Below are 23,384 nucleotides of genomic sequence, written 5' to 3'. Positions count from 1 at the left end.
CAGGAGGGAGTCCCATGCATACGATCACCGACTGGCTCGGCGGGCTGTCCGGGCCGGTGGTGTACGCGGTCGTCGGCGCTCTCGTCTTCGCCGAGGACGCCCTGTTCTTCGGGTTCGTGCTTCCCGGAGAGACCGCCGTCGTGCTCGGCGGCGTCCTCGCCAGTCAGGGCAAGGTGTCCGTGTGGTGGCTGGCGCTGGTCGTCGTGTTCGCCGCCATCACGGGAGACAGCGTCGGCTACGAGATCGGCCGTCACTTCGGACCACGCATCCTGGACACCCGCCCGCTACGACGCCACCAGGCCCGCGTCGGCAAAGCCCGCGAGCTGATCCGCAACCGCGGGGCAGCGGCCGTCTTCCTCGGCCGGTTCATCGCCTTCTTCCGCGCGATGATGCCCGCCCTCGCCGGCACCTCCCGCATGCCCTACCGCCGCTTCCTCCTCTTCAACGTCCTCGGGGGACTCACCTGGGGCATCGGGTTCACCGCCCTCGGCTACTTCGCCGGCACCGCCTACACCCGAGTCGAGAGCCTCATCGGACGCGCCATCGCCCTGCTACTCGCCGCACTGGTAGCCGTCGCCCTCATCGTGTGGCACATTCGCCGACGTCACCGCCCCGACGCCCCCGCGTCAGCCGGCGACAACCACAATGCCCAGGACAACGACCAGGATCGCCACGGGCCTTGACCCCTGATCTTGGGCACTCAACCAAACGACCACCCACCTGGGTATCTCAATGACCGTTGACAGTGTGGAGGCTCTGCGTTCAAGGGGCTGTCCGGGCGTCTTCGCGGATGAAGCCCGCCTGGCGGGACTGACTCGCGGCCGAGCTGGAGAAGGAACCGGCCGCGCACGGCTGGGTGGAGGACCAGCGGTGGACTGGCCCGGGTGGCCACCGTCATTGCGCGGCGCTTCCACGTCCGCTTCAGCCCTGCGCAGACCTGGCGCTTCCTGCATCAGATCAGCTGGAGCGTTCAGGCCCCTCAGCGGCGGGCCGCCGACGTGACGAGGAGGCGGTGGCCACCTGGCTGAAGGAGACCTGGCCGAGCGTGGAAAGACGGTGAGGGACCAGGACGCAGGTGCTCCGGCCGCCGAAAGCACGGACCTGGTCCCGGCGCGGTCACACGCCCCGCGTCACCGTCCGGGCCGCCGGCTCGGGACGCATCTCACTCGCCGGTGTGGTGTGCGCAAGGCCCGGCACGCTGGCTGATCCGCACTCGTTTGTGTGAGAGGCGTGGCGAACCGGTGCTCCGGTCGCCGCCCAGCCCCCGTTCCGGCTCGTGTCGCTGGCCGGGGTGTCGGTGGCTACTGCTCATTGCGTGCGAGTGGGCCGGTCGGCCGGATCGAGCGGTAGCCGGGGTGTACTCCTGGGCTGAGTTCCTGCTGCTCGGCGATGCGCCGGAGCAGGGAGGTCAGCTGTCGGTGCTCGTCGGGGGAGAGCCCCTGGCAGACCTGCTGCTCGTGCGCTGCACCCGCCTTGCGCAGCTCGGCCAGCAACCCGGAGCCCTGTTCTGTCAGGAACAGTGCGTACAGGCGACGGTCGCTGGGATTCCTGCGGCGCTCGATCAGCCCGCGCTCCTCCAGATCGTCGGCGAACGGCACGAAGCGGCTCGGCGGCATCCCCAGGACGTCGGCGAGTTCGCGCTGACTGCGGCCGGGCGTCCTGGCCAGCAGGCGCAGCAGTCCCGCCTGTGCGGGGGTCAGGCCGAGCCCGGCAATCCGTTGCGCGAACAGTCCGGCCGCGTGCGCCCCGAGCTGGGCCAGCAGGAAGGCGGCACCCTCCTGGCGCCCGGGCCTCCCATCCTCACGATTCATACTCATGGAGACATGATAACTGCTTGACAATCGTTCTAATCTGTAATCATTATTCGGCGCAGATGACCGACTGAGGAGAAGCCATGACCCCCACCTCCATCCCGCAGCGTTCTGAGAGCACAGGGCGTCGCCCGCAGTCCGGTCCGCCGCTGCTGGCCCCCGTCCTGGCCTTCGCCGCGCTGACCGTCGCCTACGTCGTCGTCAATCGGTCCACCCCGCACCCCGACGCCTCGGGCGCCGAAGTCCTGGCCTACGCCCAGCCCCACGGCGCCGCGATCAAGCTGGGCGCCTTCCTGATGTTCGCCTCCGCAGTGCCCCTGGCGCTCACGGCAGCGGTGCTCTACCGGCGACTGCGGGCCTTGGGCATCACCGCGCCCGGCTCGGCGATCACCCTGGTCGGCGGCGTGCTGGCCTCCACCGCGCTGACGCTCAGCGCGATGTTCACCTGGAGCGGCGGGCGCCTGCCGGCGGACGTCGGCCCCGGCCTTGCCCGCGCCCTGGCCGACCTTTCATTCCTGTCCGGCGGCCCCGCCTACGCGGTGATGTTCGCCCTGCTCGTCGCCGGAATCTCCGTGACGGGCTTGTTTGCCGGGCTGCTGCCACGCGCCGTGACCTGGACCGGACTGGTGCTCGCCGCCGCCGGGATGCTCTCCACGCTCAGCCTGCTGGCCTTCGGCTTCGGCTACCTCCTGCCGGTGGTCCGCTTCGGCGGCCTCGTATGGCTGGTGTTCGCCGCCGCCCTGCTGCCGCGCACCCGCACTTCACGCCACCAGTAAGAGCCTCCGCGCTGCCGCATCCTGCCCTGCCGCCCGCATTCAAGGAGCCCCGTCAATGTCCAGCAGTTACCCGGATCTGACCGGCAAGAGCGTCGTCATCACCGGCGGATCCCGCGGCATCGGCGCCCAGACCGCACGGGCCTTCGCCGCCCAAGGCGCCAAAGTCTGCGCGGTCGGCCGCGACCAGGACGCCCTGGCCACGGTCGTCGCCGGCATCACCAACAAGGGCGGCACCGCGATCGCCGTGGTCGCCGACGTCACCGACTCCGCCTCTCTGGACCGCCTGCGCCGGCGAGTCGAAGCTCAGTTCGGCCCGGTCGACGTTCTCGCTGCCTTCGCCGGAGGCCAGGGCTTCCCGGTCCCCTCCGTGGACCTGACCGAAGAGCGCTGGCGTCAGGTCATCGACTCCGATTTGACCTCAACGTTCCTGACCATCCAGGCGTTCCTGCCGGGCATGCTCGAACGCGGCCGCGGCTCGATCATCACCATGTCCTCGGCGGCCGGCCGCCAACCCAGCCAGGCCAACCTCGCCTACGGCGTCGCCAACGCCGGGCTGGTCATGCTCACCCGCCACCTGGCCACCGAGATCGGGCCGCGCGGAATCCGCGTCAACTGCATCGCGCCGTCGACCATCCGCACCGAAAAAGTACAGGCCCGCATGCCCGCCGATGTACAGGCGAAGGTCGCCGCCCTGCATCCGCTGGGCCGCATGGGAACCACCGACGACGTCGCCCAGACCGCACTGTTCCTCGCCTCCGCCGCCGCCTCCTGGCTGACCGGCCTCACCATCGACGTCACCGGCGGCCGGATCACCCACTAGTGCGGATCAGGCAACGTTCGCCCTGTTCACGATCTCGCGGAGGCGTTCGTCGGCGGCATGCTTGTTCCGCCAGACGATGTAGCGGCGGATCATGCTTCCCTGCTCTTTGTGGCTGGCGTGGTCGGTGCCATCGAGAGCGAAGTAGCGCAGGGCGGTGAACTGGGCCTCGATCCGGTTGAGCCAGGAGCTTTTGGTAGGGGTGTAGGCGATCTCGACGTTGTTCGCCGCCGCCCAGGTCGCGACCCGCTGGCAGCGCTTCGTCGTCAGGTGCGGTGAGTAGTTGTCGCCGGTACGGTAATCCGCGCGGCGTCCTCGGCCAGCCCGTGCACACCGAGCAGCCCCAGCACCGCGGCGCGGATCCGGGGCTCTGCAGCGATGAGCGGGATGCCGAGCCCGCAGCCTATGGACATGCCGCAATAACCCACCGGGCCGACGCCGACCTGGTCGAGGCGCTGGACCGCAGTCAGGGCCGCCTGCCAGTCCGCAACAGCCTGACCGGCCAGATAGCTGTGCATGCCGGCGACCAGCGCGCCCGGATTCTCACCGGCGGCCATGCCAGCCCGCATCCCGGCCGTGATCCGGCCGAACTCCTCGTCCTTGGGCCGGTCACCGTGGTTGGGCGCGTCGATCGCGACGACCGCGAAACCCTCGGCAGCGAAGCGGCGCCCACGGGACACGGCGCCGGGGGCCGTCTTGTGCAACCCGCCGCCGTGGCCCAGCAGAATCAGGGGGCGACTACCGCAGGCGTCTTCCGGCGTCCACAGCACGCCGGGGATCTCGTCAAGGGTGAAGAACTGTTCAGTGACGCCGTCCGACGACGTCTGGGAGGTGAAGCGCATCAGCGTTTCAAGCCTTTCGGGATGCCTTGTGCGGGCGCTCCCTAAGGGTTGTCCCGTAAGTGATCTTGCCGTGGGATGAATCTTGGCCGTGGTTGGTGTGATCACGGCGTCTGAGCCGTCCTGGATAGCCCCGCTCGCCGGACTGAGCCCGCGCGCCTTCGGCAAGTTGATGAGGCAGCTGCGCCGCGAGGGCGGCGACGCGCCGGGCCGTGGCCGGCCGTGGAAGCTGTACCTGGAGGACCGGGTGCTACTGGTGGCCGCGTACTGGCACACCAACTTGACTCTGCGCCAACTCGCGCCGCTTTTCGGAGTGTCGAAGTCCACCGCCGATCGCGTCATCGACCATCTCGGCCCCAGGCTCGCGCTTGCCCCGCGTAGGCGATTCGCCAAGGACGCGGTGCTGATCGTGGACGGCACACTGGTACCTGCCCGCGACCACCAGGTCGCCGAGCAGTCGAAGAACTATCGCTACTCGACGAACCACCAGGTGGTCTTCGACGCCGACACCCGACTGGTTGTGGTGGTCGGCCGCCCGCCGCCGGGGAACCGCAACGATTGCCGGGCCTGGGCCGAATCCGGTGCGCGGCAGGCGGTCGGCAGCAACGCTACAACGATCGCGGACGGCGGCTACCTGGGCACCGGCCTGATCATGCCGCACCGCCGGCGCAAGGGCGAGGAACTGCCCGACTGGAAGGAGGCCCACAACAAGAGTCACAAACGGGTTCGCGCCCGCGTCGAGCACGCATTCGCCCGGATGAAGACCTGGAAGATCCTGCGGGACTGCCGCCTGAGAGGCGATGGTGTGCGCCACGCGATGCACGGCGTTGCCCGCCTGCACAACCTTGCTCTCACGGGATGGCTCCCGCCGCATGCGGGACCTGAGAGGTCCACGGGAGACGGCTCCCCACCACGCAGTCTCGGAGGAGAATCAGGCGAGGCAGAACTCGTTGCCCTCGATGTCCTGCATCGTGATGCACGACTCGTTGACGCCATCGGCGCGCTGCGTCAGCACGTGTTTCGCGCCGAGCACCATCAGCCGTGCGCATTCGGCCTCGAGTGTGGCCAGGCGCTCGTCACCCACGAGCCCGGTACCGGCCCGCACACAGAGATGCACCCGGTTCTTGACGACCTTGTCTTCGGGAACCCGCTGGAAGAGCAGGCGCGGGGCCACACCCGAGGGATCAGTACACGCGAAGTAGATCTCGTCCTCGGGCGGCAGCGAGCGGTGGTACTCCCCCCACGTGGCAAAGCCCTCCGGGACCGTCGGTACGACGTACCCCAGCACCTCGCACCAGAAGGCGGCGAGCCGCGCAGGTTCCGCGCAGTCGAAGGTCACTTGGAACTGTTTGATCGTTGACATCGGCGCACGATAGCAGGGGCCCTGCTCATCTCCCCGGGTCGGTAGGTCCGCACGTTGTCGGGAGGAGGCACCTGCTACCCGTTGCTGTGTCGTGCGGTCGCAGGGGTGAACCGAGGTCAGGTGCTTCCCCAAAGGGAACCTGGGATGCGATCCCGGCGAGCCACTCTCGTGCTGCTAAAGATCAGTTACGGGACAACCCTTAGACCATGCAAAGGAGGGAGCCCCGACCTGTCACAGTGTTAATCGGTCTCACCTCCTCCAATTCGCAATGGTGCACGGCGGCGCCGAAGGTACCACAAAGATCATCACTCGTGCCTCGCCCGGGCGAACGTTGCCTGATGCGGCACTACCAGGACGTTTCACGCCCCGGGAGTTGGCCGGCGAGCCGCCGCTCCAGGCTGCCGTCGCGCGACACCCGCAGTAACCCACCTTCAGGACACCAACGGCGGCTTCAGCTGGGCCACCGTGCAGCTCCATCTGATCTCAGCGGAGAACACCGCCGGTGATCCCTCAGCCGCCATCGCCGCCGCCGATGCTCTCGCACCCCAAGCGCTCCCCACCACCGAGCGGCGCGCGCTCTACTTCACCGACCGCGCGAAGGCTTTCGCTCAATGGGGCCGACGAGACGAATGCATCCGCGCCCTCCTCCAGGCCGAGTACTGGGCCCCTCAGGAAACCCACGCCCGCCCAGCCGTGAAATCCCTCGTCTCCGGCCTGCTGCTCTCCGGGCGCACCACACCCGAACTCCGAGGCATCGCCGCCCGTACCGGAGTCCTACACAGCTAGTTGACCAGGCCGTCGATCCACCGACGACGATGGTCGGTGACCCGGCCCGCTACCATGAGCAGCGCATCCTCACCCCTGAAGCAGACGGCCTTACGCGGCCCGCTTCGACGCCGTAGGTTCGCGTCTGGCTGCAATGACGAGGATCTGTGAAAACGGCCAGGCCCGCTCTCGATGCCCCACTTGGTTGCGCGTGCATCGAAGGCCGGAGTCGCCCGTCCCCGTAGGGTCCGGCGGCACGTCGCCCCCGGTGAGGCGGTCCCGCTCCACCCGGAGGCGGTCGCGTTCGCTGGTCACTACTACTTCGACGTCAACGTCAGGAGATCCCCGAGGACCGGCTGGCGCGTCTACTCCTACGACGCGCTCGGCTCCTTCGTGGCCATCCCACTCGCCCAGGCGACCGTCGGCCCGCTCAGCGCCGCGATCGGCGTGCACACGACACTGCTCGGGGCCGCTGTGGTGATCCTCGGTTGCACCGTCGCCATGCTCGCGGTGCGCGACGTCCGCGCGCTGCGGATCAGGACCGCAAGTCCGGACACCGGTCTGGTATCCGCCCCGGTGTCCGCCGCGGCCTGAGGTGTCCCGGCCGAACCCCATCCCTGCCGGCGCCGAACCCGCCGGACCCGGCCCGGCCGGTTCTCCTGGCGCGACATGAACTTCCGACCCGACCGGTCCTCCCCTGCCGTCGTGACCTCCGCGTCCATCACATCGAACGGCAGCATGACCGCGCGCACCGGGTGGACGTCACGTCGCTGAGGTGCCCGGCCGCGCGGCGAGGCCAGAGCACCCACAGGCACGACGCCGGGCGTACCGCCACCACCAGCGTCCTCGCAGCAGTGCGCAGCATGTCACGCGAGCGGTGGGAGGCGAGGACGACGTCCGCAATGGCCAACCGGCGGCGACTGTGAAAATCGCTGTCCGATCACCGGAGCACGGTGATAGACATCCGGCGTGGAAAAGAATCTCGAGTTCCCTGACCTGCTGCGACTGATCGATGAACGGTCGACCGCCTTCCGCACCGCGGTCGCCGCCGCGCCCAGTCTCGACGCACAGGTGCCGACCTGCCCCGAGTGGACGCTGTTCGATCTGGTGAAGCACCTGGGTGGGGGAGACCGTTTCTGGGCCGCCATCGTCAGCGCGGGGCCTGCCGACGCTCCCCCGGCCGAGGCCACCGCTGCGCGCGCCGCTCTGGAAGTGCCGCGGGAGCGTGAGGCCCTGCTGGCCTGGCTGGCCGCGTCGACGCAGCTTCTGCTGAGCGCCCTGCGCGAGGCAGGACCGGACGCCGGCTGCTGGGCGTGGTGGAGTGCCCTGCAGACGCCGCGGACCTCCGGTGGAGTCGCCCGACACCGGGTCCAGGAGAGCGCGGTGCACACCTACGACGCCCAGCTCGCCGCGGGCGCCCCGCAGCCGCTGCCGGCCGAGGTCGCACTCGACGGTGTCGAGGAGTTCCTGTTCACCTGCGTCGCGACGCCCAGCGCCTGGCTGCACAAGCCCACGGCCTTCGACTTCCACACCGCCGAGGGTCGCTCCTGGCGCCTCACGGTCGACGGCGACGGCGCACGCTCCACCCGCATCCCCGCGCCCACTGCCGCGACCGGCGAGGACTCGGACGCAGCCGGCGCCTCCATCCATGGCACGGCCAGTGAGTTGGTCCTCTACTTGTACGACCGTATCCCCGTCGACTCCTTGCACGTTGACGGAGACGCAGGGCTGCTCGACCTGCTCCGCGCCTGGGAGCCGGAGGAGTAGGACGTGGCGGGGGCGGTTGGCCGCGCCTCGAGCCGGTAGGACACGACTCTTCTCCAGGTTCGTCAGTCGCAGCACCGGGCTCAAACCCGCGAGGCGGCCTCGGGGCGTCACCAAGCCGACCCTCTACCTGGTCACAGCTCGAACTCACGACCTCCGCACGATCAGAGACGAGTACATCGATAGCCGGGCAACCGCCGACCGGCTCGCTCTCCCTATCCAGCGAACCGGCGGTTCTGCGTCGAGGCCGACCCCTGGCCGCGCTCCTGGTCCCACGAACCCGCCAGATGATCATTTGTCAGGTAGGCCATAGGTAGCTGCTCTCCTCGCCAACCCGCTCAGCGGCGACCGCCGCTCTCGCCATCGGTGTACCCACCGCCTGTTCCAGCGTGGGGCGCAGGCGGCACATCGCTGGTCGTCGCGCTACGCAGGGCCTCGGTGTACTTGCCCCCGCTCCGGCTCGCCCGGCGGGCGGCACCCGTACGCCACGGCCTGCCGCTACCCCCCTCGGTCTCGGAGCCCTTCTGGGATGCCATGGCCGAGGCGGCATTCCAGCGACGCTTCCACCGTCCGCGCAGCTACCGCCACCCGCAGACCAGCAGCGTGGACCACACCCACCGGCTCCTGGCAGCCATCCTGCGCCGCCGCAGAGCGGTGACCATGATATTCCTGGCCCAACTACTGGGCGTCAACCGCACCAACCTGTCCATCCAGTACCAGGACGGAAAAAGGCTCCTGGACCTACACCGGATCCTCGTCACACCGCTACCCGGATCGCCTGCCCGCACATTGGAGCAGCTACACGCCCGAACAACCCCCAAGGACCCCGTCGCTGACAGTTATTGAAATACGGGCCCCCGCGGTGCCTGTGTACTGGCGTTGGACCCCGACTGTGTGGGTGCCCTTCTTCACGTCGCCGGTCTCGTCCACGACCAGTACCGCGGCGTCGTCGTGAAGGTGCTCAACGACGTACTCACGCACGTCATCGCGCACGGCATCGGCATCCCATGAGGCGCGGCACAGCAGATGCTGCATCCCGTGGGGGCTGGCCTCCCGGCCCACTCCGCGATCGTCCAGCAGTTCTTGCGTGGCAGGTCCGACAGCAGGCCCAGCACCAACCGCCCGGGCCGTAGGCGAGGTTCATAGCGGGCGAACCGGCCCGCGATCCGCCCCATGGCCACCTCAAACGCCTCCCGCCAACGTGCGGGATCTATGCTGTGGCCAGTGGCCACCGTCTCGTCGTCAGTCCACACACCCACGATGATCAACGTCGGCCGCGCCCGTTCCCGTACCGGCCCCCACCAGCGAGATCACGATCCACACAGCTGGACCACTACAGTCCGCTCAAGGCCCCGCGGGCCTTCGAGAGCGCTCTGCATCGTCCCGCGATCCCTCCTTCAAGGGGCGCGGTAATCCGTGGACGGACCCGCGGAAGATCACGTACTGTGTGGCTCCACGCCCTGAGATGGACGGAAGGAGGCGAGTGCCGTGCAGTTCACAACATTCCAGCGCTCCCTCTTCCGCTATCCCGGCGTGGTTCGCCAGTTCTGACCGGGAGCGCTCCAAGCAGCCTGTATCCCGGAGGAATCCATGACCAATCCGGTCATCCGCGCGCTCTCCGCGAGCGATGCTCATCTCTTCGACGCACTCCCCGACCCCCTGGATGCCCGTGAAGGCCATCGGCGTACCCAGTTCCGCCCCGACTGGAAGCGCGTCGCCCTGCGCGACGGCGAGGTCGTCGCACGCGGCGCGTGGTGGGGCGGCCCCGACGACTCGGAGCCCGTCAACATCAACTGGTTCGACGTGGCCGAGGGCGAGGAGGAGGCCGGGGCCGAACTCCTGCGCACCGCTCCCTGGCAGGTCGAACTCGAGATCAACCTGCCCGGCGGCTGGCGGGAAAAGACCGACCTGCGCGCCGGCGCCGAGGCGCGCTTCGCCGCCGCACGAGCCGCAGGGTACGAACTCCTGGTGGAACGCTTCCTGTACCGCTGGACCCCGGAGCGAGGTCTGCCCGAGCGGCCCGGACGCCTGCGCTTCAGCGCCGAACCCGACGACACCGTGTTCTTCGACGCGTTGCGCCGCATCCACTCCGTCACCCTGGACGCCCACGCGCTCAGGGCCATCGAGGAGGGCGGCCTCGACCAGGCCGCCCAGGAGGAACTCGACTAACCGGCCATTGGCGGCTGCGCCTGGAGGAACGGGAGCTGCTGGTGGACACCTGCTGGCGCATCAGCTCGACACCTCGGCAGGTCGAAGCCGGGTACAGGTGGCGACGGTTGCACGCGGGCGTCGTCAGAAGTGCAGGACGCCGATGTCGCGGACGGTCTGGGAGAGGGCCCGGACGAGGTCGTTCTCTCCGTCCCTGCGCCACACCAGGGCGTAGGGAATCGTCCCCATGTCGGGGACGGGGATGAAGCGGACGTGGGACATGGACCAGTAGCGGGTGACGTGGGAGGGGAAGGGGTGGACGATCTCGCCTGTGCTGACGAGGTGGATCAGTTCGTCGGCGTTGGTGACCTGTTCGACGCGTTCGATCGGCTTTCCCCGGGCCGTGTGGAACGACAGGTAGGCGTCTTCCCAGTAGTCGGGCATGTCAGGTGGCATGGCATGGGCGAAGTCGGCCAGGGCCTCGAACGGGACGGAGTGCCGTTCGGCGAGTTCGTGGCCTGCGGCGACGGCCAGGACGCGGGGGTCGCGAAAGAGGATGGGGCCGACGGTGAGATCGGGCTCGTCGACCGGCAGCCAGGTGAGGAAGACGTCCATGTCGCCCTCGCGCAGCCTGGCGAACGGGTCGAGGTAAGGCGCCCGGCGCAGCTGCAGTTCCCACTGGGGATGACGGGAGCGGAAGGTCTCCCAGTAGGGGTACATGTCGGGCACGTTGAACGGCAGCATGCCGACGCGCAGGCGTGCGGTCTTGCCGCGGCTGGCCATCCGGGCGCGTTCGAGGCTGTCGCGCAGGTTCGCGTAGACCGGCCGCAGGTCGCTGCGGAGCTGCTGGCCGAGCGGGGTCAGGCGGATCTGGCGGCGGTTGGAACGGTCGAACAACAAGCCGCCCAGTCTTCGCTCCTGGCGTCCGATCACCTGGCTGACGCGAGCCTGCGTGAGGTGTAACCGGGCGGCCGCCCTGCCGAAGTGCAGTTCCTCGGCCAACGTCAGAAAGATCTCGATGTCGCGTATTTCCACCTGTGCCGACCCCCGTCATAAGTCTCGGTTATCGGATCTTACTGATCTTCGACGTTGATGGGCGCGGTGGGGAGTTGGAAGATTGACAGCGGCCGGAACCGCCGCGCGGTGGTCCGTGGGCGGTGCGGCGCCCGTACCGGTGACACCGCACCGCCCGGCGGCCCGCCTGCGGCCGCCGACAGCGTGCCGGACGGGAGACCAGCCGTTGTCCCAGGGCGCCAGCACACCCGCACACCCAGGAAGGACACCCTCATGAAGCCCCTCGTCGCCGGCGTCACCGGTTCGCAGGAGGAGGTGCGCGCCGTCGTCACCCTCGTTGCCCAGGTCGAGCACGCCCAGCGAAACGGCCTGCCGGACGCGTGCCCGGCCCTGTCACCGCGGTCGAGGACGCGGCGGCCGAAGCCTCGCCAGGAGAACCCGTGACCGACCGGTCGTGGGACTGCTGAGGGGATGCGGCATGTCGTCCCGTACCACGGCCGAGGTCGTCCACCGTTTCAACCGGGTCTTCCTCGACCATGACACCTCGCCACTCGCCGAGCTGATCGCCGACGACTGCGTGATGGAGGCGAGGGGGCCGGCCCCCGACGGAGCCCGCTACGAAGGGCGCGCCGAGTGCCTGGAGTTCTGCCGGGCCCTCGCCGAGGACCGCGCGGGCCGGTTCGAGCCGGAAGCCGTCGTCGTCACCGGTGAACGGGCCACGGTCCGCTGGCGGTACTACTTCGGCAACGAACCCACCGACTCCGTCCGCGGCGTGAACCTCATCCTCGTGCGGGACGGCCGGATCGTCGAGTCCCTCGGCTACGGCAAGACCACGGGCGACGCCACGCCGGCCGGGGCCGAAATCCACGGAAAGCAAAGGAAATCCTGAAATGCGTGTGTTGTTGGTGGCGTACGGTTCGCGAGGGGACGTCGAGCCGATGCTCGGGCTCGGGGCGGAACTGCGGGCGCTCGGCGCGGAAGTGCAGGTGTGCGCGCCGCCGGACTTCGCGGAGTTGCTGGACAGTGCCGGCATCCCCCTGGTGCCGCTCGGCCGGTCGCTGCGCGCGATGGCGACCGGGGCGGTGACCGGGACGGGGAAGCCGCTGCCGGCGGAGAGCCTGTCCGAGCGTGCGGCCCGGATGGTCGCCGAGACGTACGAATCCGCCGCCGCGGTGGCCGAGGGATGCGACGTCGTGGTGGCGACCGGCTTGATCCCGGCCGCGGCCGCCGCGCGGTCGGTGGCCGAGAAGCTGGGCGTCCCCTACGTATTCGTCGCCTACTTCCCGACCTACCTGCCGTCGCCGCACCACCCGCCGCTCGCGTGGCCGGGCCGGCCGCTCCCGCCGGAGGTGACCGACAACCGGGTGCTGTGGGACCTGAACACCGAGCACATGCACGCGCTGTTCGGCGAGGCGATCAACACCCACCGGGCCGCGATCGGCCTGCCCCCGGTGGAGAACGTCCGCGACCACGTCTTCACCGATCGCCCGTGGCTGGCGGCCGACCCGACCCTGAGCCCGTGGCCGCAGCCGGCCGACCTCGACGTGGTGCAGACCGGCGCATGGATCCGGCCGGACGACCGCCCGCTCCCGGCCGACCTGGGGGCGTTCCTGGACGCCGGCGCACCCCCGGTGTACGTGGGCTTCGGCAGCATGCCCGTCCACGACGCGCAGAGCGTCGCCCGGACGGCCGTCGAGGCGGTCCGCGCGCAGGGCCGGCGCGTCCTCCTCTCCCGCGGCTGGGCCGACCTGGCCCTGACCGACGACCGCGACGACTGCTTCGCCGTCGGCGAGGTCAACCAGCAGGCACTGTTCACCCGGGTCGCCGCCGTCGTGCACCACGGTGGCGCGGGCACCACGACGACGGCCGCCCGGGCCGGCGTGCCGCAGGTGGTGGTACCGCAGATGGCGGACCAGCCGTACTGGGCGGGCCGGGTGGCCGAGCTGGGCATCGGCGTGGCACACGACGGTCCGACCCTGACCTACGAGTCCCTGTCGGCCGCACTCAAGACGGCCCTGACCCCCGGGACCCGCGCACGAGCGGCTGCCGTGGCCGACACGGTCCGCACCGGCGGGGCGACGGCGGCCGCGGAGCTGCTGCGCGACACGGTCGGCCGGGAAAGGCAGCACGTGTCCGCCCCGCACCCCGCACTCGGGGAGAGGGTATGAAGACGAAGGACCACCGGGTGCCCGGCGAGCGGAACCTGATCGCCGGGATGCTGGTGGACGCAGTGGGCACCGGCATGTACGTGCCGTTCAGCCTGGTCTTCTTCCAGCGGATCACCGGACTGCCACTGCCGACGATCGGCATCGTCCTGACCGTCGCCGGACTGCTGGCGATGGGCGCCATGCCGGTCGGCGGCTGGGCCGTCGACCGGTTCGGTGCCCGGCGGGTGCGGCTGGCGCTCTACCTGGTCCGCGGCCTCGGCTTCCTGGCCTTCCCGCTCGGCACCACCCTGCCGGTCTTCGCCCTGGTCGCCACCCTCACCGCGGCCGGCGCCCAGGCGTTCCCCGCGACCCAGCAGGCCCTGATCGGCGAGCTCGCCCAGGGGGAGCACCGGGACCGGCTGATGGCACTCGCCCGGAGCGTGAACAACGCCGGCCTCGGCGCCGGCGGCCTGCTCGCGGCCGGACTGGTCCAACTCGGCGGGGACCGCGGCTTCCTGGCGGTCGCCTGGCTGAACGCGGCCACCTTCTTCGTCGCGGCACTGTTCGCGCTGCGGATCAGGACCCCCCACCCGGTCCGCCCCGCAACCGGCCGACAGCCGGCCGGCTACCGCACCGTGCTGCGCGATCGCCCGTACGCAGGGCTCACCCTGGCCAACTTCCTGATCGCCCTGGGCTATTCGGCGCTCAGCGTGCTGCTGCCGGTGTACGCCGTGAGCCAGTTCGACCTGCCCGCCTCGGTGGCCGGTCCGCTGTTCGCGGTCAACACCGCGCTCTGTGCCTTCGCCGGCGTGCCGGTCGGCAGGCTCGGCCGGCGCTTCGCCCGGCGTACGCGGGTGGCCGCGGTCGGCGCCCTGGTCTTCGCCACCGCGTTCCTCGGCTACGCCCTGCTGGGCGGCATGCCCCGCCAGGGCGTGATGGCCGGCCTGGTCGGGCTTCTGGTCCTGTACACGATCGGTGAACTGGTGCACAGCCCGAGCGCGGGCGCGCTCTCGGTGAGCGCCGCTCCCGCCGAGGCGCGCGGCCGTTACCTGGCCACCTACCAGCTGTCCTGGGCGCTGTCCCAGACGCTGGCGCCGTCACTGTTCACCGGGCTGCTGGCGGTCGACGGCCGGCTGCCCTGGCTGGTGCTGGCGGCGAGCTCGACGGCGGGGGCCGTCATGCTGCTCGCCCTGGAGCAGCGGCTACCGGCCGAGGCGGTGTACACCACGACGGTCGGCGCCGTGCCGCCCGCACGCGGCGAGACCGCCGAGCCGAGGAAGCTCAGCCGGGGCCGCGCCGGCTAGCCGGCCAGTACTCGGCAGCGTTCTGCCGTCCGGCCCGGTCGGACTCGGGTCAGCCGGATGATCGGAAAGCAGGAACGGCGCATCGGCGATCATCGGCGCCCACCTGATCGGGCCCGACGCGACCGCGCTGACGCTCGCTGAGTGGTGAGAGCTCACCGCCCACGAGGCGGCCCGCAGCGTGCACGCCCATCCGCCCCTGGGCGAGGCGGTCGAGGAAGCCGCGCACGGCCCGGCCGGCACATGATCAATCCCTGAGGCGAAACCCTGCGCACACCGCGCAGCTTCGAAGCACGTCACCATCCCATCGAGCGAGACCTGACGTCTCGCTCCAAAGAAAGGAACGTCATGAAGGTTCTGCTCACCGGTGCCACCGGTTACATCGGCTCCGCCGTCACCGAGCACCTCACCGCGGCCGGCCACCAGGTCGTCGCGCTTACCCGTAACGCCGAGCCGCAGGCCGGCCGGGCCTGGCACGCCCAGCTGGTCGGCGACACCGCCGACCCGGCCTCGCTGGCCGGTGCGGTGACCTCCGAGATCGAGGCCGTGATCCACCTGGCTCCCCCGAGCGGCGACGCCGACGTCGACACCGCCGTCATCGAGGCGCTCGCCACCCCGCTGCGCGGCACCGGCCGCCCCTTCGTCTACACCAGCGGCGTCTGGGTGCTCGGCGCCACCGGCGACGCGCCCCTCGACGAGGACGCGCCGACCAACGCCATCGCCATCGTCGGCTACCGCCCGCGGATCGAGCAGCGGGTGCTGGCCGAGGTCGCCGAGGACGTGCGCGCGGTCGTCGTGCGGCCCGGCATCGTGTACGGCCGCGGTGGCGGCATACCCGGCCTGATGACCGACTGGGCACGCGAGCACGGCAGCGGCCGGTACGTCGGCTCGGCCGCGACCCGCTGGCCGATGGTGCACGTGGACGACCTCGCCGAACTCTTCGTACTGGCGGCGACCAAGGCCGACGCGGGCAGCGTGCTGCACGGCGTGGCGTACGAAGCGGTGCCGGTCGCGGCACTCGCCGCAGCCGCCGACATCGCCGCGGGCGGCACCGGCCGGGCCGAGCCCTGGCCAATGGAGCAGGCCGCCGAGGCCGTGGGCGGCCCGTTCGCCGAGGCCCTGGGCTTGAACCAGGTGGTCTCCGGCCGACGCGCCCTCGCCGAACTCGGCTGGCGGCCCAGCCGCCCGTACGTGCTGACCGAGTTGACCGGAGGCGACCGTGGCTGACCTCACCGGCGCCTGGTGGGACCGCGTGGTCACCGCCAGCGGCAACGAGGTGCTGGCCCGCTCGGTCGAACGGTACCTGCGCTTCGAGCAGGCCCGGCCGATGAGGAGCGGCTCCTGACCGGGTGGTGGGCCGGACGGGAGAGTGAACCGGCGCCAGTGATACGGAGCTGGCGCCGGACCGTGCGCGGGCCGCGCCCTCCGAGCCCCCGCCGCACCCGGGGCAGAGACCCGAGCGCGGCGGGTGCGGTCGTCTGCGGTGACGACCAGGGCAGGGGTCCGGGGCGGCGGCCAGGGTTGTGGTGTAAGTGACTCACGCAGCTGTGCGCAGGCGCGTTGCACCGCGCCTGGAGCGGGTGTGTCAAATTAGCGGCTGATCTTGGTTGTTGAGGTTGTCAGTGGTCGGCCGGGGTGAGTCGGCCTTCGAACTCGATCTGGAAGGCGTTCAGGGGTGCCTTCCAGCGCATGGTCCACTTCTTGGACCCGCTTGGTCAGCTGCTGCAACAGCCCACCCGCACCGGTCAGCTGCAGGCCCTCCCACCGGGCCCGCTCGACCAGCATCCTGATCAACTGGTCGTCCGACACCGTTTCCGCAGCCAACTCGACGACCGGCCCCTCGACGGCCTCGGTCACAAAGATGGTCTCGCTCATCTGGCGTCTCCTTGATCATCGGATCCGCCGTTGATTGAACACTCCCGGTTAGGAGGACAGCCCCGGCGTCAGGATGGTCGACGAGGTGGAGCTGGAGAGGATCCGCCTGGATTCGCACGCCAAACTCGGCGTTCCCGAGGTCAAGCCCACGCCGAAGGGCAACATCGAGGTGTGGCAGTTGTCGGACGACCCCAAAGCGACTGTGACTTATCGGCCGTTCAGCAAGTCCGGCGCGGAGCGACCATTGACTACAACGACGTGAACGGCCTGGACATGAAACGATTCCACGTCCCGCAGCATGAGGACTGAGCCATGGTGAACCAGGACGCATACCGCCGCGAGCTGGAATATCTGAGCCAGTACGCACACGACGACTGGCTCGGTTTCTCGGTAGTCAGCGGAGCCGTGGGGAGCTTGCTCGGACGAGGCGCCACGTTCGAGGAACAGCTGGGATTGCTCCTGCGGATCGTCGCCGATCTGTACGACGCAGGGGCGCGACCGGGCGACCTGACGCAGTCGGAACAGGACCCCTTCCTGCCATGGAATTCGGACAAGGCTGGGGTTTTGGCGCGAATCGCAGCAGAGGTCGACGCGCATTCCCGGTTGCCCGACTCCGGTGACATTTGCTGGTTCACGGTGCCTTGATGCCTGTCACGGTCGTGACAGACGTTCACGGAACCAGGCGACAAGGCAAGGGGTTCCGGTTCGCCAAGCCGGAGACCTGCGGCCGAGCCGAACGAGGCTACGGTCCAGGTCACCGACCGCTACGGTCCTGCCCAGGCTGTGGCTGTGGCCTGGGACCGGACCCACCCTCGCCTTACCACTCGCTCGGCCTGGATCGACCAGGACGAGAACTCCCTCACCGAGGGACCTTGGTCCGTCTGAAGGTCCATCGTCTGCCCGGCGGCGGCGCTCCGCTGCCTCCGTGGCTGTGGTTTTCCCAGGACCGGAATGGGCGGCACCGATGTGGATCTGAGCTGGCAGGCGTTCCTGTGCAGATTCGATCGGGGCACACGTTTCGGATGACGAAGCAGACGCCGGTTTGGCCCGTCCGAACACCTGCGGCCGTGACGGTCGTGCACGGGCGGCGCGGCCGGAATGTTCCAAGGCCGGGCCTGGGAGCCGCCGTTCCATTCAGTGTGACCCTGTGCCAGGCCGCCTACTCCAGATCATCTGATCGCTGGTTGATGTGTGTCGTTAACTCCTCTCGGAAGGTCCCGAGGGGAACTGGCCACGAGATTCACCTCGTCGCAGGTAGTCGCTGCTGGCCTCTGGCGTGGCGCAGGCCGTCATACCGGCCTGGTCTCCGTCTTCGCGGATCTTCCTGGTGATGGCGTGTGGCCTCGTGGGCGGGTCTGCGGTGGGCTCCCGGTCACCTCAGTGACGGGGCCGCCGGTGGACAACCGGTGGACAGACGCCTTCGGACCGTGCATCACAGGGTGGCACAGGGCAACCTGCGGCACGTGCTCTGATCAGGAAAAACGTCACCGCACAGCACGACGAGGCACTACATGACATGATCGCTCACGGTCTCGTAATGCGTATCACCGCCTGCCGCAGGGCCTTCGGTCCCGATGCGGCGGAACCGACGGTGAGGGCGTGCGGATACATCAGCCCTGCCCTGCGTCACCGGAGCGGGCTCCCAGGCCCTCGCCGGCCTCGGGCCGGACACCGTCATGGAGGTGGACGGTACGCGTGGAAGGGTGGTGGTGACGTGATCGGCGAGGACCCGGAGGAACGGATGAACGGCACAGAACGGTCGGTAGTGATCAGCGGTGGCGGCACGGGAATCGGCCGGGCCGTGACCGCCCGGTTCGCCCGGCAGGGTGACCGGGTGACCATCCTCGGCCGGCGCGCCGAGGTGCTGCGGGCAGCGGCGGACATGATCCACGGTGCGCACCCGGTGCGCACCGTCGCCGTCGACCTGTCCGACCCCGCGGATATCGAAGCCAGGCTGTCCGAACTGCCCGAGCAGGTCGACGTGTTGGTGAACAACGCGGGCGGACGTGGCACACCCGCGGCGGCCGGGGGAGGCCTGAAGGAGGTCGCCGAGCGGTGGCGGCGGGACTTCGACAACAACGTCCTGCCGGTGGTCCTGCTCACCGAGGCGCTGCTGCCCCGGCTCGCCTCGCCGGGCGGCCGAGTGGTCACGGTCGGGTCCATCGCCGCCCTGCGCGGCAACGGGGCCTACGGGGCGATGAAGGCGGCCCTGCAGGCCTGGAACCACACGCTGGCCGGGCAGTTGGGGCCCAGGGGAGCCACCGCCAACGTGGTCGTGCCCGGTTACGTGGCCGGGACCGACTTCTTCGGCGGCCCCGCGACCGAGGAGGAACTCTCACGCAGACGGGCGCAGACCCTGGTCGGCAGGGTCGGCGAGCCCGAGGACGTGGCTGCCGCGGTCGCCTTCCTGGCCGCACCGGAGGCGGGCTACATCACCGGAGAGTTCCTCAACGGCGGAACGCTGCTCGGGCGTTGAGACCGTGCCCTCGAAGTGGAGTGGTCAGTCATGGAACAGGCACGGGCCGTCGAGCCCGTCGCGGAAAGCCCGGCCTGGGCGGGCGAGGTGCTCGACCTGCGTGCCGAGCACCAGGTACCCAGATGTCTGCCATGAGCGTTACTTCCGTGGATCGGTTGTGATCGTCGTCTCCATCCTTGCCGACCGTCCGAGAGCCACTCCGTCCCCGGCCGGGTCAGCAACGTCAGGGCTGGTATCTCGCCGTTCGCAACCGGTGTACTACGGCGGAGCACATCTCCCTGGAAGAAGAGCACATCCATCGGAACGGCCAAGGCTCGTGCTCGTACGCCACCCGCCAGGGGCCATCGGTGTCGGCGACCGTACGAACTGCACGAGACATCCCGCTTTTTGATCCTGCTTGTAGTCAGACTCTGGGCGACGGTCGCAGTGGCGGTCGGTCGAAGGCCGGAGGATCACAGCTGTGTCCAGCCGCGGGGTTCGGCATCGCCGGCGAGTGGGGTCCAGACTTTGGCGTGGGGGCCGTGGGCCTCGATGTCTTCGAGGATGGCGGCGCCGAGGGAAACGTGAGCGGCGAGCTGACGGACCAGGTCGTGGGTGGCGGCCATGTGCCGCAGGTCTGTGATCCGGTGGGTGAGGGTGGGGCGGGGGGCTCCGGTGAGGATGAACAGGATGCGTGGGAAGCGGGGGTAGGTGCGTTGCCAGGCGAGCATGGCCGCTTGGTCGGCGATGGCGCGCCTGCCGATCGGTTGGGGGGGTGTAGTCGTGGAAGCGGGCGTAGGTGATGAGTTTTCGGGCGAGGCGTTCGCTGCTCATGGTGGCTCGGTCGATTTCCACGAAGGCCCGGTATTGCAGACGCCGGGGTCGGGTGGCGGTGTAGTGGAGGACGGCGTCGGCAATGAGCCGGTCCTCGCCTCCTGTGTCGGGGAAGCGGTGGGTGACTTCTGGCACCCAGTCCAGTGGGTGGTACTCGTCGCCGCGGGTGCGGGCTTCGGTGAGGAAGGCGAGGTGGGCGCGGACTCCGGTCAGGGTGTGGGCGGCGCGCAGTGAGGCGGCGGCCGGTGACTGGATCGGGGCGGGAGCTCGTCCGCGCAGCTCGGGCCAGTCACTGACCGTCTGCTGACCGGCGAGGGTGAGGAAGTGGGCCTGTAGGCCGCTCTTGCCCAGGGCCGTCTGGTCCGTGAGTCCTTGCTCGCGCAGCGGAACCAGCACCTTGTGGATCTTTCGGGGCGGGGTGTCGGGGGTGAGCATCTGGTGGATTTGTGTGGTGGTCAGCAGCCGGTGCTGGGCGATCAACGCGAGGGCCTGGTGGGCATGGGTGTCCTCGGTGGGGGGCTCGAGCATCGAAGCGGTGGTCATGCGTACTGCTCTCCTTCGGGAGCGGCAGCGTGGGCGGACGTCGTTTCTTGGGTGTGGGCGGTCAGAAATCGGCGGACATGGTCCTCGACCCCCGCCACAGCGACCCCGGCCGCCGCGCCCGGCTACCGCTGCTCGACCAGCACCCAGACGATCGACGACGCCGGATACTCCGGCCCTGCCCCCGACAACTGGGACGTGACCATCCAGACGTGCGCGGCCCGCTCCGGACCCACCGTCTACGCCTACGCCGACATCCGCTGGGACGGACCGAGGTTCTACGCCAACAAGAATGCGACGATCTTAGACGGGGCCAAGGTCCGACTGCAGATCATGGCTTCCCGGAAGGGCACCGACCCCGTGGTGACAGAGCACGACTTCCAGCTCAAGGACCGGCTGGAGACAGCCACCTCCGGTGGTGACCGGGACGGCCACTACCGAACCCCGACGATCAGCCATCGAGCAGGAAGCGGAGCGTACGCGAACGCGGTCCTTTATCTGAACTGGCACAAGGACGAGCGCGGCTACGAAGGCCACGACTACAAGGGGTCACCAACCGTCTGACAGCCCGCGCCCACACCTCAAGGCGTTGAGCCCCAGCCCTTGGCCGAAGAGTGCGACGGCTGAGCGGAAGGTGGTCAGCGTGGACTGCGGGGCCGGCCGTGCGGGGGCGCCAGCACCGGCCCGCAGCTGGCAGGGAAAGATGTCCAGCACACTCCCGTCCTCGCCTCGGCCCTCTTGCCGCTGGCCCGGGCCCGAATGAGGTGAAGAAGACCACAGCCCTCGCCGCTGGCCCGCAGACACAGCCGAAATCGCATCTGCAGCCGGTCACGCCACACCAACTGCCAGGCTGCGAAGAGAGCTGCCCTGCGCGGTCGTATTCGATTCCTGTTCACCTGCCCGTCCCCGAGGAGACGGGTGCCGCCAGCAGGCTGCTGCGGCACTGGTCGAACTATCGAGGAGCCAGGATGAAGAGAAGATCGTACGCGGCCGTTAGCTTGGCCCTCGCGCTCAGCGTGATACCGGCCGCCGCCGGGACGGCGAACGCGGGCGACTCCGGACACGGGGCCCAAACGCCGTTCTCGCTCGCCGTGTACGGCGACGCCCCGTATGGCACCTCCCCCACCGACACCTCCGAGTTCGACGCGACACCGGTGTTCGTGGCCAACGTCAACGCGGACCCGGACGTCAGCGGCGTGATCCACGTCGGTGACATCCACTCCGGCAAGCAGTACTGCACCGCCGCGTACGACCAGTCCGTCGCCGCCCTGTGGAAGACCTTCACCGACCCGCTGGTCTACACCCCCGGCGACAACGAGTGGGCTGACTGCCATAAGGCCAAGGAGGGCGGCGGCACGTACAACCCGCTCACCGGGCAGATCGACCCCGTACTCGACCCAGCCACCGGGCAGCCTGTGGACTACGCCTCCGGCAACCCGGCCGCGAACCTGGACCTGGTCCGCAAGACGTTCTTCCCCCAGCCGGGCCACACTCTCGGCAGCGGGACGCTGCGCGTCCTGTCGCAGGCACAGATACCCAACCGGGCACACCCCGAGGACGCCAAGTACGTGGAGAACGTACTGTGGATCAAGAACGGCACCCTGTTCGTAACGGTCAACGTGCCCGGCGGCTCCAACAACGACGCCGACCCCTGGTACGGCGCGCCGACCGCCACCCGGGAGCAGCGCGATGAGGCCGCCCACCGCACCGCCGCCGACCTGCGCTGGCTGAACACCGCCTTCGCGCTCGCCAACGTCGGCGGCATGTCCAACGTCGTGATCACGACCCAGGCCGACATGTGGGCCCTGGACGGCAAGACCGCAGAGCACGTAGCGAACTACGAGCCGGTCGTGTCCAGTCTGGCCAAGCACACGAAGAGCTTCGGCAAGCCGGTGCTTCTACTGGTCGGCGATTCCCACGTCTACCGCTCCGACAATCCGCTCACCCAGGCCGCGCCCTGCACGGGCGACGAGGACGTCTGCGCGTACGACGCCTGGAACAGCCACCCGTCGTACGACGTCCCCAACTTCCACCGCATCGTCGTACACGGCAGCACCACCCCGCTGGAATGGCTGAAGCTGACCGTCACCCCGGGCGCCCACAACCCGACGACCGCCACCTCCTTCGGCCCGTTCACCTGGACCCGCATCACCGGGAGCTGACGCCCACCCGCGCCGCGGCGGCCCGACGCCACCCCTGCCGCGTCGGGCGTCGTGCCGCTCACCGACAACGAAGACTGGGACGACGACGTCCGAGTCGTTGTCGGCGGTAACACCTCATGGGATTCAGAAAGCCGCCGAGTTCACCGCATCTTGCCTACTCTCTGGCCACCGAGGTGTCCGGCGGGAACGCGAAACCGGACGGGACAGGTCCAGCCGGAGCGAGGCAATGGTCACCGTTCCGTGGAAGACGTAGGCACGCTTGTCGAAACGGGTGGCGACGGCCCGCAAGCATTTGAGCGCATTGAATGTCCGCTCCATTTCGTTACGGCGTGTACGGACCGACTTGTCAAAGCCGGGTCGACCGCCTGCGCTACCCCGGCGTTGGCGGCTGACCCGCTGGTCCAGGGCCACCCGGTCCGCCTCAAGCGCCTGCGCCTGGGCGTCACGGTGGGCGACGTGCCCCGGTTCGGGGAGGGGAGAACCGTGGCCGCGGGTTGAGATGCCGCGGCGTGGGGTGCGGTGTCGGTACCTGATGAGTCGCCGGTGCGTGCGTCCGGGTGGGTGGTGAGTGAAGTGGTGAGTCGCCGGTGGGTGGGGGCCGGTGAATTGTGAGCGGATCGGCAAGTCGCCGAGTTGGGGCGCCGGAACTGAGAGCATGTCGGGTCGGTGCCGCGCTGGACTTACTGATCGTTTCAAAATGAGGTTCGCAGGCGGCGGAGGCATATGAGGCTGCAGGCCAGTTCGAGCAGTCCCTGGTGGAGATCGGCGCGTCG

General features: G+C 69.5%; 23 protein-coding genes and 10 pseudogenes. 23 read left to right on the top strand and 10 right to left on the bottom strand.

Annotated elements, in window-relative coordinates; genetic code table 11:
* Nucleotides 1-14 precede the first annotated feature (14 nt).
* Both ABZ934_RS24315 and ABZ934_RS24310 read left to right on the top strand, forming a co-directional pair.
* Nucleotides 15-683 (top strand): DedA family protein, encoded by a 669-nt coding sequence (locus tag ABZ934_RS24315; protein ID WP_361316883.1) that lies wholly within the window; start codon nt 15-17, stop codon nt 681-683.
* A gap of 201 nt (nt 684-884) precedes the next feature.
* Nucleotides 885-1,028, top strand: coding sequence for a winged helix-turn-helix domain-containing protein (locus ABZ934_RS24310; protein ID WP_361316880.1), 144 nt, complete (start codon nt 885-887; stop codon nt 1,026-1,028).
* Between the two features lie 273 nt (nt 1,029-1,301).
* Here the strand turns inward: ABZ934_RS24310 and ABZ934_RS24305 are convergent, their stop codons facing one another.
* Entirely contained in the window at nt 1,302-1,817 is a 516-nt protein-coding gene (locus tag ABZ934_RS24305) for a MarR family transcriptional regulator (protein WP_361316877.1), read from the bottom strand.
* Nucleotides 1,818-1,894: 77 nt separating this feature from the next.
* On the opposite strand from ABZ934_RS24305, the gene ABZ934_RS24300 reads away from it, so the two are divergent.
* Together ABZ934_RS24300 and ABZ934_RS24295 are read left to right on the top strand one after the other, a co-directional pair.
* Entirely contained in the window at nt 1,895-2,587 is a 693-nt protein-coding gene (locus ABZ934_RS24300) for a DUF4386 domain-containing protein (RefSeq protein WP_361316874.1), read from the top strand.
* Nucleotides 2,588-2,642: 55 nt separating this feature from the next.
* Nucleotides 2,643-3,407, top strand: coding sequence for an SDR family NAD(P)-dependent oxidoreductase (locus tag ABZ934_RS24295; RefSeq protein ID WP_361316871.1), 765 nt, complete (start codon nt 2,643-2,645; stop codon nt 3,405-3,407).
* A gap of 6 nt (nt 3,408-3,413) precedes the next feature.
* Here ABZ934_RS24295 and ABZ934_RS24290 read toward each other — a convergent pair.
* Together ABZ934_RS24290 and ABZ934_RS24285 are read right to left on the bottom strand one after the other, a co-directional pair.
* Nucleotides 3,414-3,692: pseudogene (locus ABZ934_RS24290) on the bottom strand (transposase); the annotation flags it as partial.
* Nucleotides 3,671-4,246 carry an alpha/beta hydrolase gene (locus ABZ934_RS24285; RefSeq protein ID WP_361316868.1) on the bottom strand — a complete coding sequence of 192 codons (576 nt, stop codon included), beginning with the start codon at nt 4,244-4,246 and terminating at the stop codon, nt 3,671-3,673. The pseudogene ABZ934_RS24290 and the gene ABZ934_RS24285, both read right to left, overlap by 22 nt.
* Nucleotides 4,247-4,334: 88 nt before the next feature.
* Here ABZ934_RS24285 and ABZ934_RS24280 point away from each other — a divergent pair.
* A pseudogene (locus tag ABZ934_RS24280) lies at nt 4,335-5,102 on the top strand (transposase); the annotation flags it as partial.
* 72 nt (nt 5,103-5,174) lie between these two features.
* Here the strand turns inward: ABZ934_RS24280 and ABZ934_RS24275 are convergent.
* Nucleotides 5,175-5,606, bottom strand: a complete 432-nt coding sequence (locus ABZ934_RS24275) for a VOC family protein (RefSeq protein ID WP_361317074.1) — start codon at nt 5,604-5,606, stop codon at nt 5,175-5,177.
* Between the two features lie 465 nt (nt 5,607-6,071).
* Here ABZ934_RS24275 and ABZ934_RS24270 point away from each other — a divergent pair, with 465 nt between their 5' ends.
* The 4 genes and pseudogenes from ABZ934_RS24270 to ABZ934_RS24255 form a co-directional block, all read left to right on the top strand.
* Nucleotides 6,072-6,392 (top strand): hypothetical protein, encoded by a 321-nt coding sequence (locus ABZ934_RS24270; protein WP_361316865.1) that lies wholly within the window; start codon nt 6,072-6,074, stop codon nt 6,390-6,392.
* Between the two features lie 180 nt (nt 6,393-6,572).
* Nucleotides 6,573-6,965: a hypothetical protein gene (locus ABZ934_RS24265; protein WP_361317098.1), complete on the top strand. Its 393-nt coding sequence runs from the start codon at nt 6,573-6,575 to the stop codon at nt 6,963-6,965.
* Between the two features lie 375 nt (nt 6,966-7,340).
* Entirely contained in the window at nt 7,341-8,138 is a 798-nt protein-coding gene (locus ABZ934_RS24260; protein ID WP_361316862.1) for a maleylpyruvate isomerase family mycothiol-dependent enzyme, read from the top strand.
* Nucleotides 8,139-8,683: 545 nt separating this feature from the next.
* Nucleotides 8,684-9,090, top strand: a pseudogene (locus ABZ934_RS24255) (ISAzo13 family transposase); the annotation flags it as partial.
* Here ABZ934_RS24255 and ABZ934_RS24250 read toward each other — a convergent pair.
* Nucleotides 8,991-9,310, bottom strand: a pseudogene (locus tag ABZ934_RS24250) (transposase); the annotation flags it as partial. The pseudogenes ABZ934_RS24255 and ABZ934_RS24250 sit on opposite strands and share 100 nt — an antisense overlap.
* A gap of 415 nt (nt 9,311-9,725) precedes the next feature.
* On the opposite strand from ABZ934_RS24250, the pseudogene ABZ934_RS24245 reads away from it, so the two are divergent.
* Nucleotides 9,726-10,301, top strand: a pseudogene (locus ABZ934_RS24245) (GNAT family N-acetyltransferase); the annotation flags it as partial.
* A gap of 126 nt (nt 10,302-10,427) precedes the next feature.
* On the opposite strand, the gene ABZ934_RS24240 reads toward ABZ934_RS24245, so the two are convergent.
* Entirely contained in the window at nt 10,428-11,318 is an 891-nt protein-coding gene (locus tag ABZ934_RS24240) for a LysR family transcriptional regulator (protein WP_361316860.1), read from the bottom strand.
* A gap of 252 nt (nt 11,319-11,570) precedes the next feature.
* On the opposite strand from ABZ934_RS24240, the gene ABZ934_RS24235 reads away from it, so the two are divergent.
* The 7 genes and pseudogenes from ABZ934_RS24235 (at nt 11,571) to ABZ934_RS24205 (ending at nt 16,090) form a co-directional block, all read left to right on the top strand.
* Nucleotides 11,571-11,741 carry a hypothetical protein gene (locus ABZ934_RS24235; RefSeq protein WP_361316857.1) on the top strand — a complete coding sequence of 57 codons (171 nt, stop codon included), beginning with the start codon at nt 11,571-11,573 and terminating at the stop codon, nt 11,739-11,741.
* 34 nt (nt 11,742-11,775) lie between these two features.
* Nucleotides 11,776-12,186, top strand: a complete 411-nt coding sequence (locus ABZ934_RS24230) for a nuclear transport factor 2 family protein (protein ID WP_361316854.1) — start codon at nt 11,776-11,778, stop codon at nt 12,184-12,186.
* Nucleotide 12,187: 1 nt separating this feature from the next.
* Entirely contained in the window at nt 12,188-13,465 is a 1,278-nt protein-coding gene (locus ABZ934_RS24225) for a glycosyltransferase (RefSeq protein ID WP_361316851.1), read from the top strand.
* The gene (locus ABZ934_RS24220) at nt 13,462-14,748 is read left to right on the top strand and encodes an MFS transporter (RefSeq protein ID WP_361316848.1); all 1,287 of its coding nucleotides are present in this window, start codon (nt 13,462-13,464) and stop codon (nt 14,746-14,748) included. The genes ABZ934_RS24225 and ABZ934_RS24220 overlap by 4 nt, the downstream gene beginning before the upstream one ends.
* Before the next feature lie 61 nt (nt 14,749-14,809).
* Nucleotides 14,810-14,992: pseudogene (locus ABZ934_RS24215) on the top strand (dihydrolipoyl dehydrogenase); the annotation flags it as partial.
* Between the two features lie 101 nt (nt 14,993-15,093).
* The gene (locus ABZ934_RS24210; protein ID WP_361316845.1) at nt 15,094-15,972 is read left to right on the top strand and encodes an NAD-dependent epimerase/dehydratase family protein; all 879 of its coding nucleotides are present in this window, start codon (nt 15,094-15,096) and stop codon (nt 15,970-15,972) included.
* Nucleotides 15,965-16,090, top strand: coding sequence for a hypothetical protein (locus ABZ934_RS24205; RefSeq protein ID WP_361316842.1), 126 nt, complete (start codon nt 15,965-15,967; stop codon nt 16,088-16,090). Before ABZ934_RS24210 ends, ABZ934_RS24205 begins: the two co-directional genes overlap by 8 nt.
* Nucleotides 16,091-16,422: 332 nt before the next feature.
* Here the strand turns inward: ABZ934_RS24205 and ABZ934_RS24200 are convergent.
* Nucleotides 16,423-16,620, bottom strand: a pseudogene (locus ABZ934_RS24200) (IS256 family transposase); the annotation flags it as partial.
* A 73-nt stretch (nt 16,621-16,693) separates the two neighbouring features.
* On the opposite strand from ABZ934_RS24200, the gene ABZ934_RS24195 reads away from it, so the two are divergent.
* The 4 genes and pseudogenes from ABZ934_RS24195 to ABZ934_RS24180 all read left to right on the top strand — a co-directional run bounded on the left by ABZ934_RS24195 (nt 16,694) and on the right by ABZ934_RS24180 (nt 19,096).
* A complete protein-coding gene (locus ABZ934_RS24195; protein WP_361316840.1) occupies nt 16,694-16,882 on the top strand; it encodes a hypothetical protein in 189 nt (62 codons plus the stop codon).
* Nucleotides 16,883-16,932: 50 nt separating this feature from the next.
* A complete protein-coding gene (locus ABZ934_RS24190) occupies nt 16,933-17,265 on the top strand; it encodes a hypothetical protein (RefSeq protein WP_361316837.1) in 333 nt (110 codons plus the stop codon).
* A gap of 38 nt (nt 17,266-17,303) precedes the next feature.
* Nucleotides 17,304-17,657 (top strand): annotated as a pseudogene (locus tag ABZ934_RS24185) (transposase); the annotation flags it as partial.
* 704 nt (nt 17,658-18,361) lie between these two features.
* Nucleotides 18,362-19,096: an SDR family oxidoreductase gene (locus ABZ934_RS24180; RefSeq protein ID WP_361316834.1), complete on the top strand. Its 735-nt coding sequence runs from the start codon at nt 18,362-18,364 to the stop codon at nt 19,094-19,096.
* 452 nt (nt 19,097-19,548) lie between these two features.
* Here ABZ934_RS24180 and ABZ934_RS24175 read toward each other — a convergent pair whose 3' ends face one another.
* Together ABZ934_RS24175 and ABZ934_RS24170 are read right to left on the bottom strand one after the other, a co-directional pair.
* Nucleotides 19,549-19,806, bottom strand: coding sequence for a hypothetical protein (locus tag ABZ934_RS24175; RefSeq protein WP_361317095.1), 258 nt, complete (start codon nt 19,804-19,806; stop codon nt 19,549-19,551).
* 103 nt (nt 19,807-19,909) lie between these two features.
* Nucleotides 19,910-20,344 (bottom strand): annotated as a pseudogene (locus ABZ934_RS24170) (hypothetical protein); the annotation flags it as partial.
* 303 nt (nt 20,345-20,647) lie between these two features.
* On the opposite strand from ABZ934_RS24170, the gene ABZ934_RS24165 reads away from it, so the two are divergent.
* Together ABZ934_RS24165 and ABZ934_RS24160 are read left to right on the top strand one after the other, a co-directional pair.
* Nucleotides 20,648-21,013 carry a hypothetical protein gene (locus ABZ934_RS24165; RefSeq protein WP_361316831.1) on the top strand — a complete coding sequence of 122 codons (366 nt, stop codon included), beginning with the start codon at nt 20,648-20,650 and terminating at the stop codon, nt 21,011-21,013.
* 404 nt (nt 21,014-21,417) lie between these two features.
* Nucleotides 21,418-22,611, top strand: coding sequence for a hypothetical protein (locus ABZ934_RS24160; protein WP_361316828.1), 1,194 nt, complete (start codon nt 21,418-21,420; stop codon nt 22,609-22,611).
* Nucleotides 22,612-22,809: 198 nt separating this feature from the next.
* Here the strand turns inward: ABZ934_RS24160 and ABZ934_RS24155 are convergent.
* A pseudogene (locus ABZ934_RS24155) lies at nt 22,810-23,013 on the bottom strand (IS5/IS1182 family transposase); the annotation flags it as partial.
* Nucleotides 23,014-23,384 lie beyond the last annotated feature (371 nt).

This window comes from Streptomyces sp. NPDC046557, from assembly GCF_040645975.1.
Taxonomy (GTDB): domain Bacteria; phylum Actinomycetota; class Actinomycetes; order Streptomycetales; family Streptomycetaceae; genus Streptomyces.
Note: the sequence above shows the minus strand (reverse complement) of the source record. Positions and strands in the feature narration are given on the sequence as shown.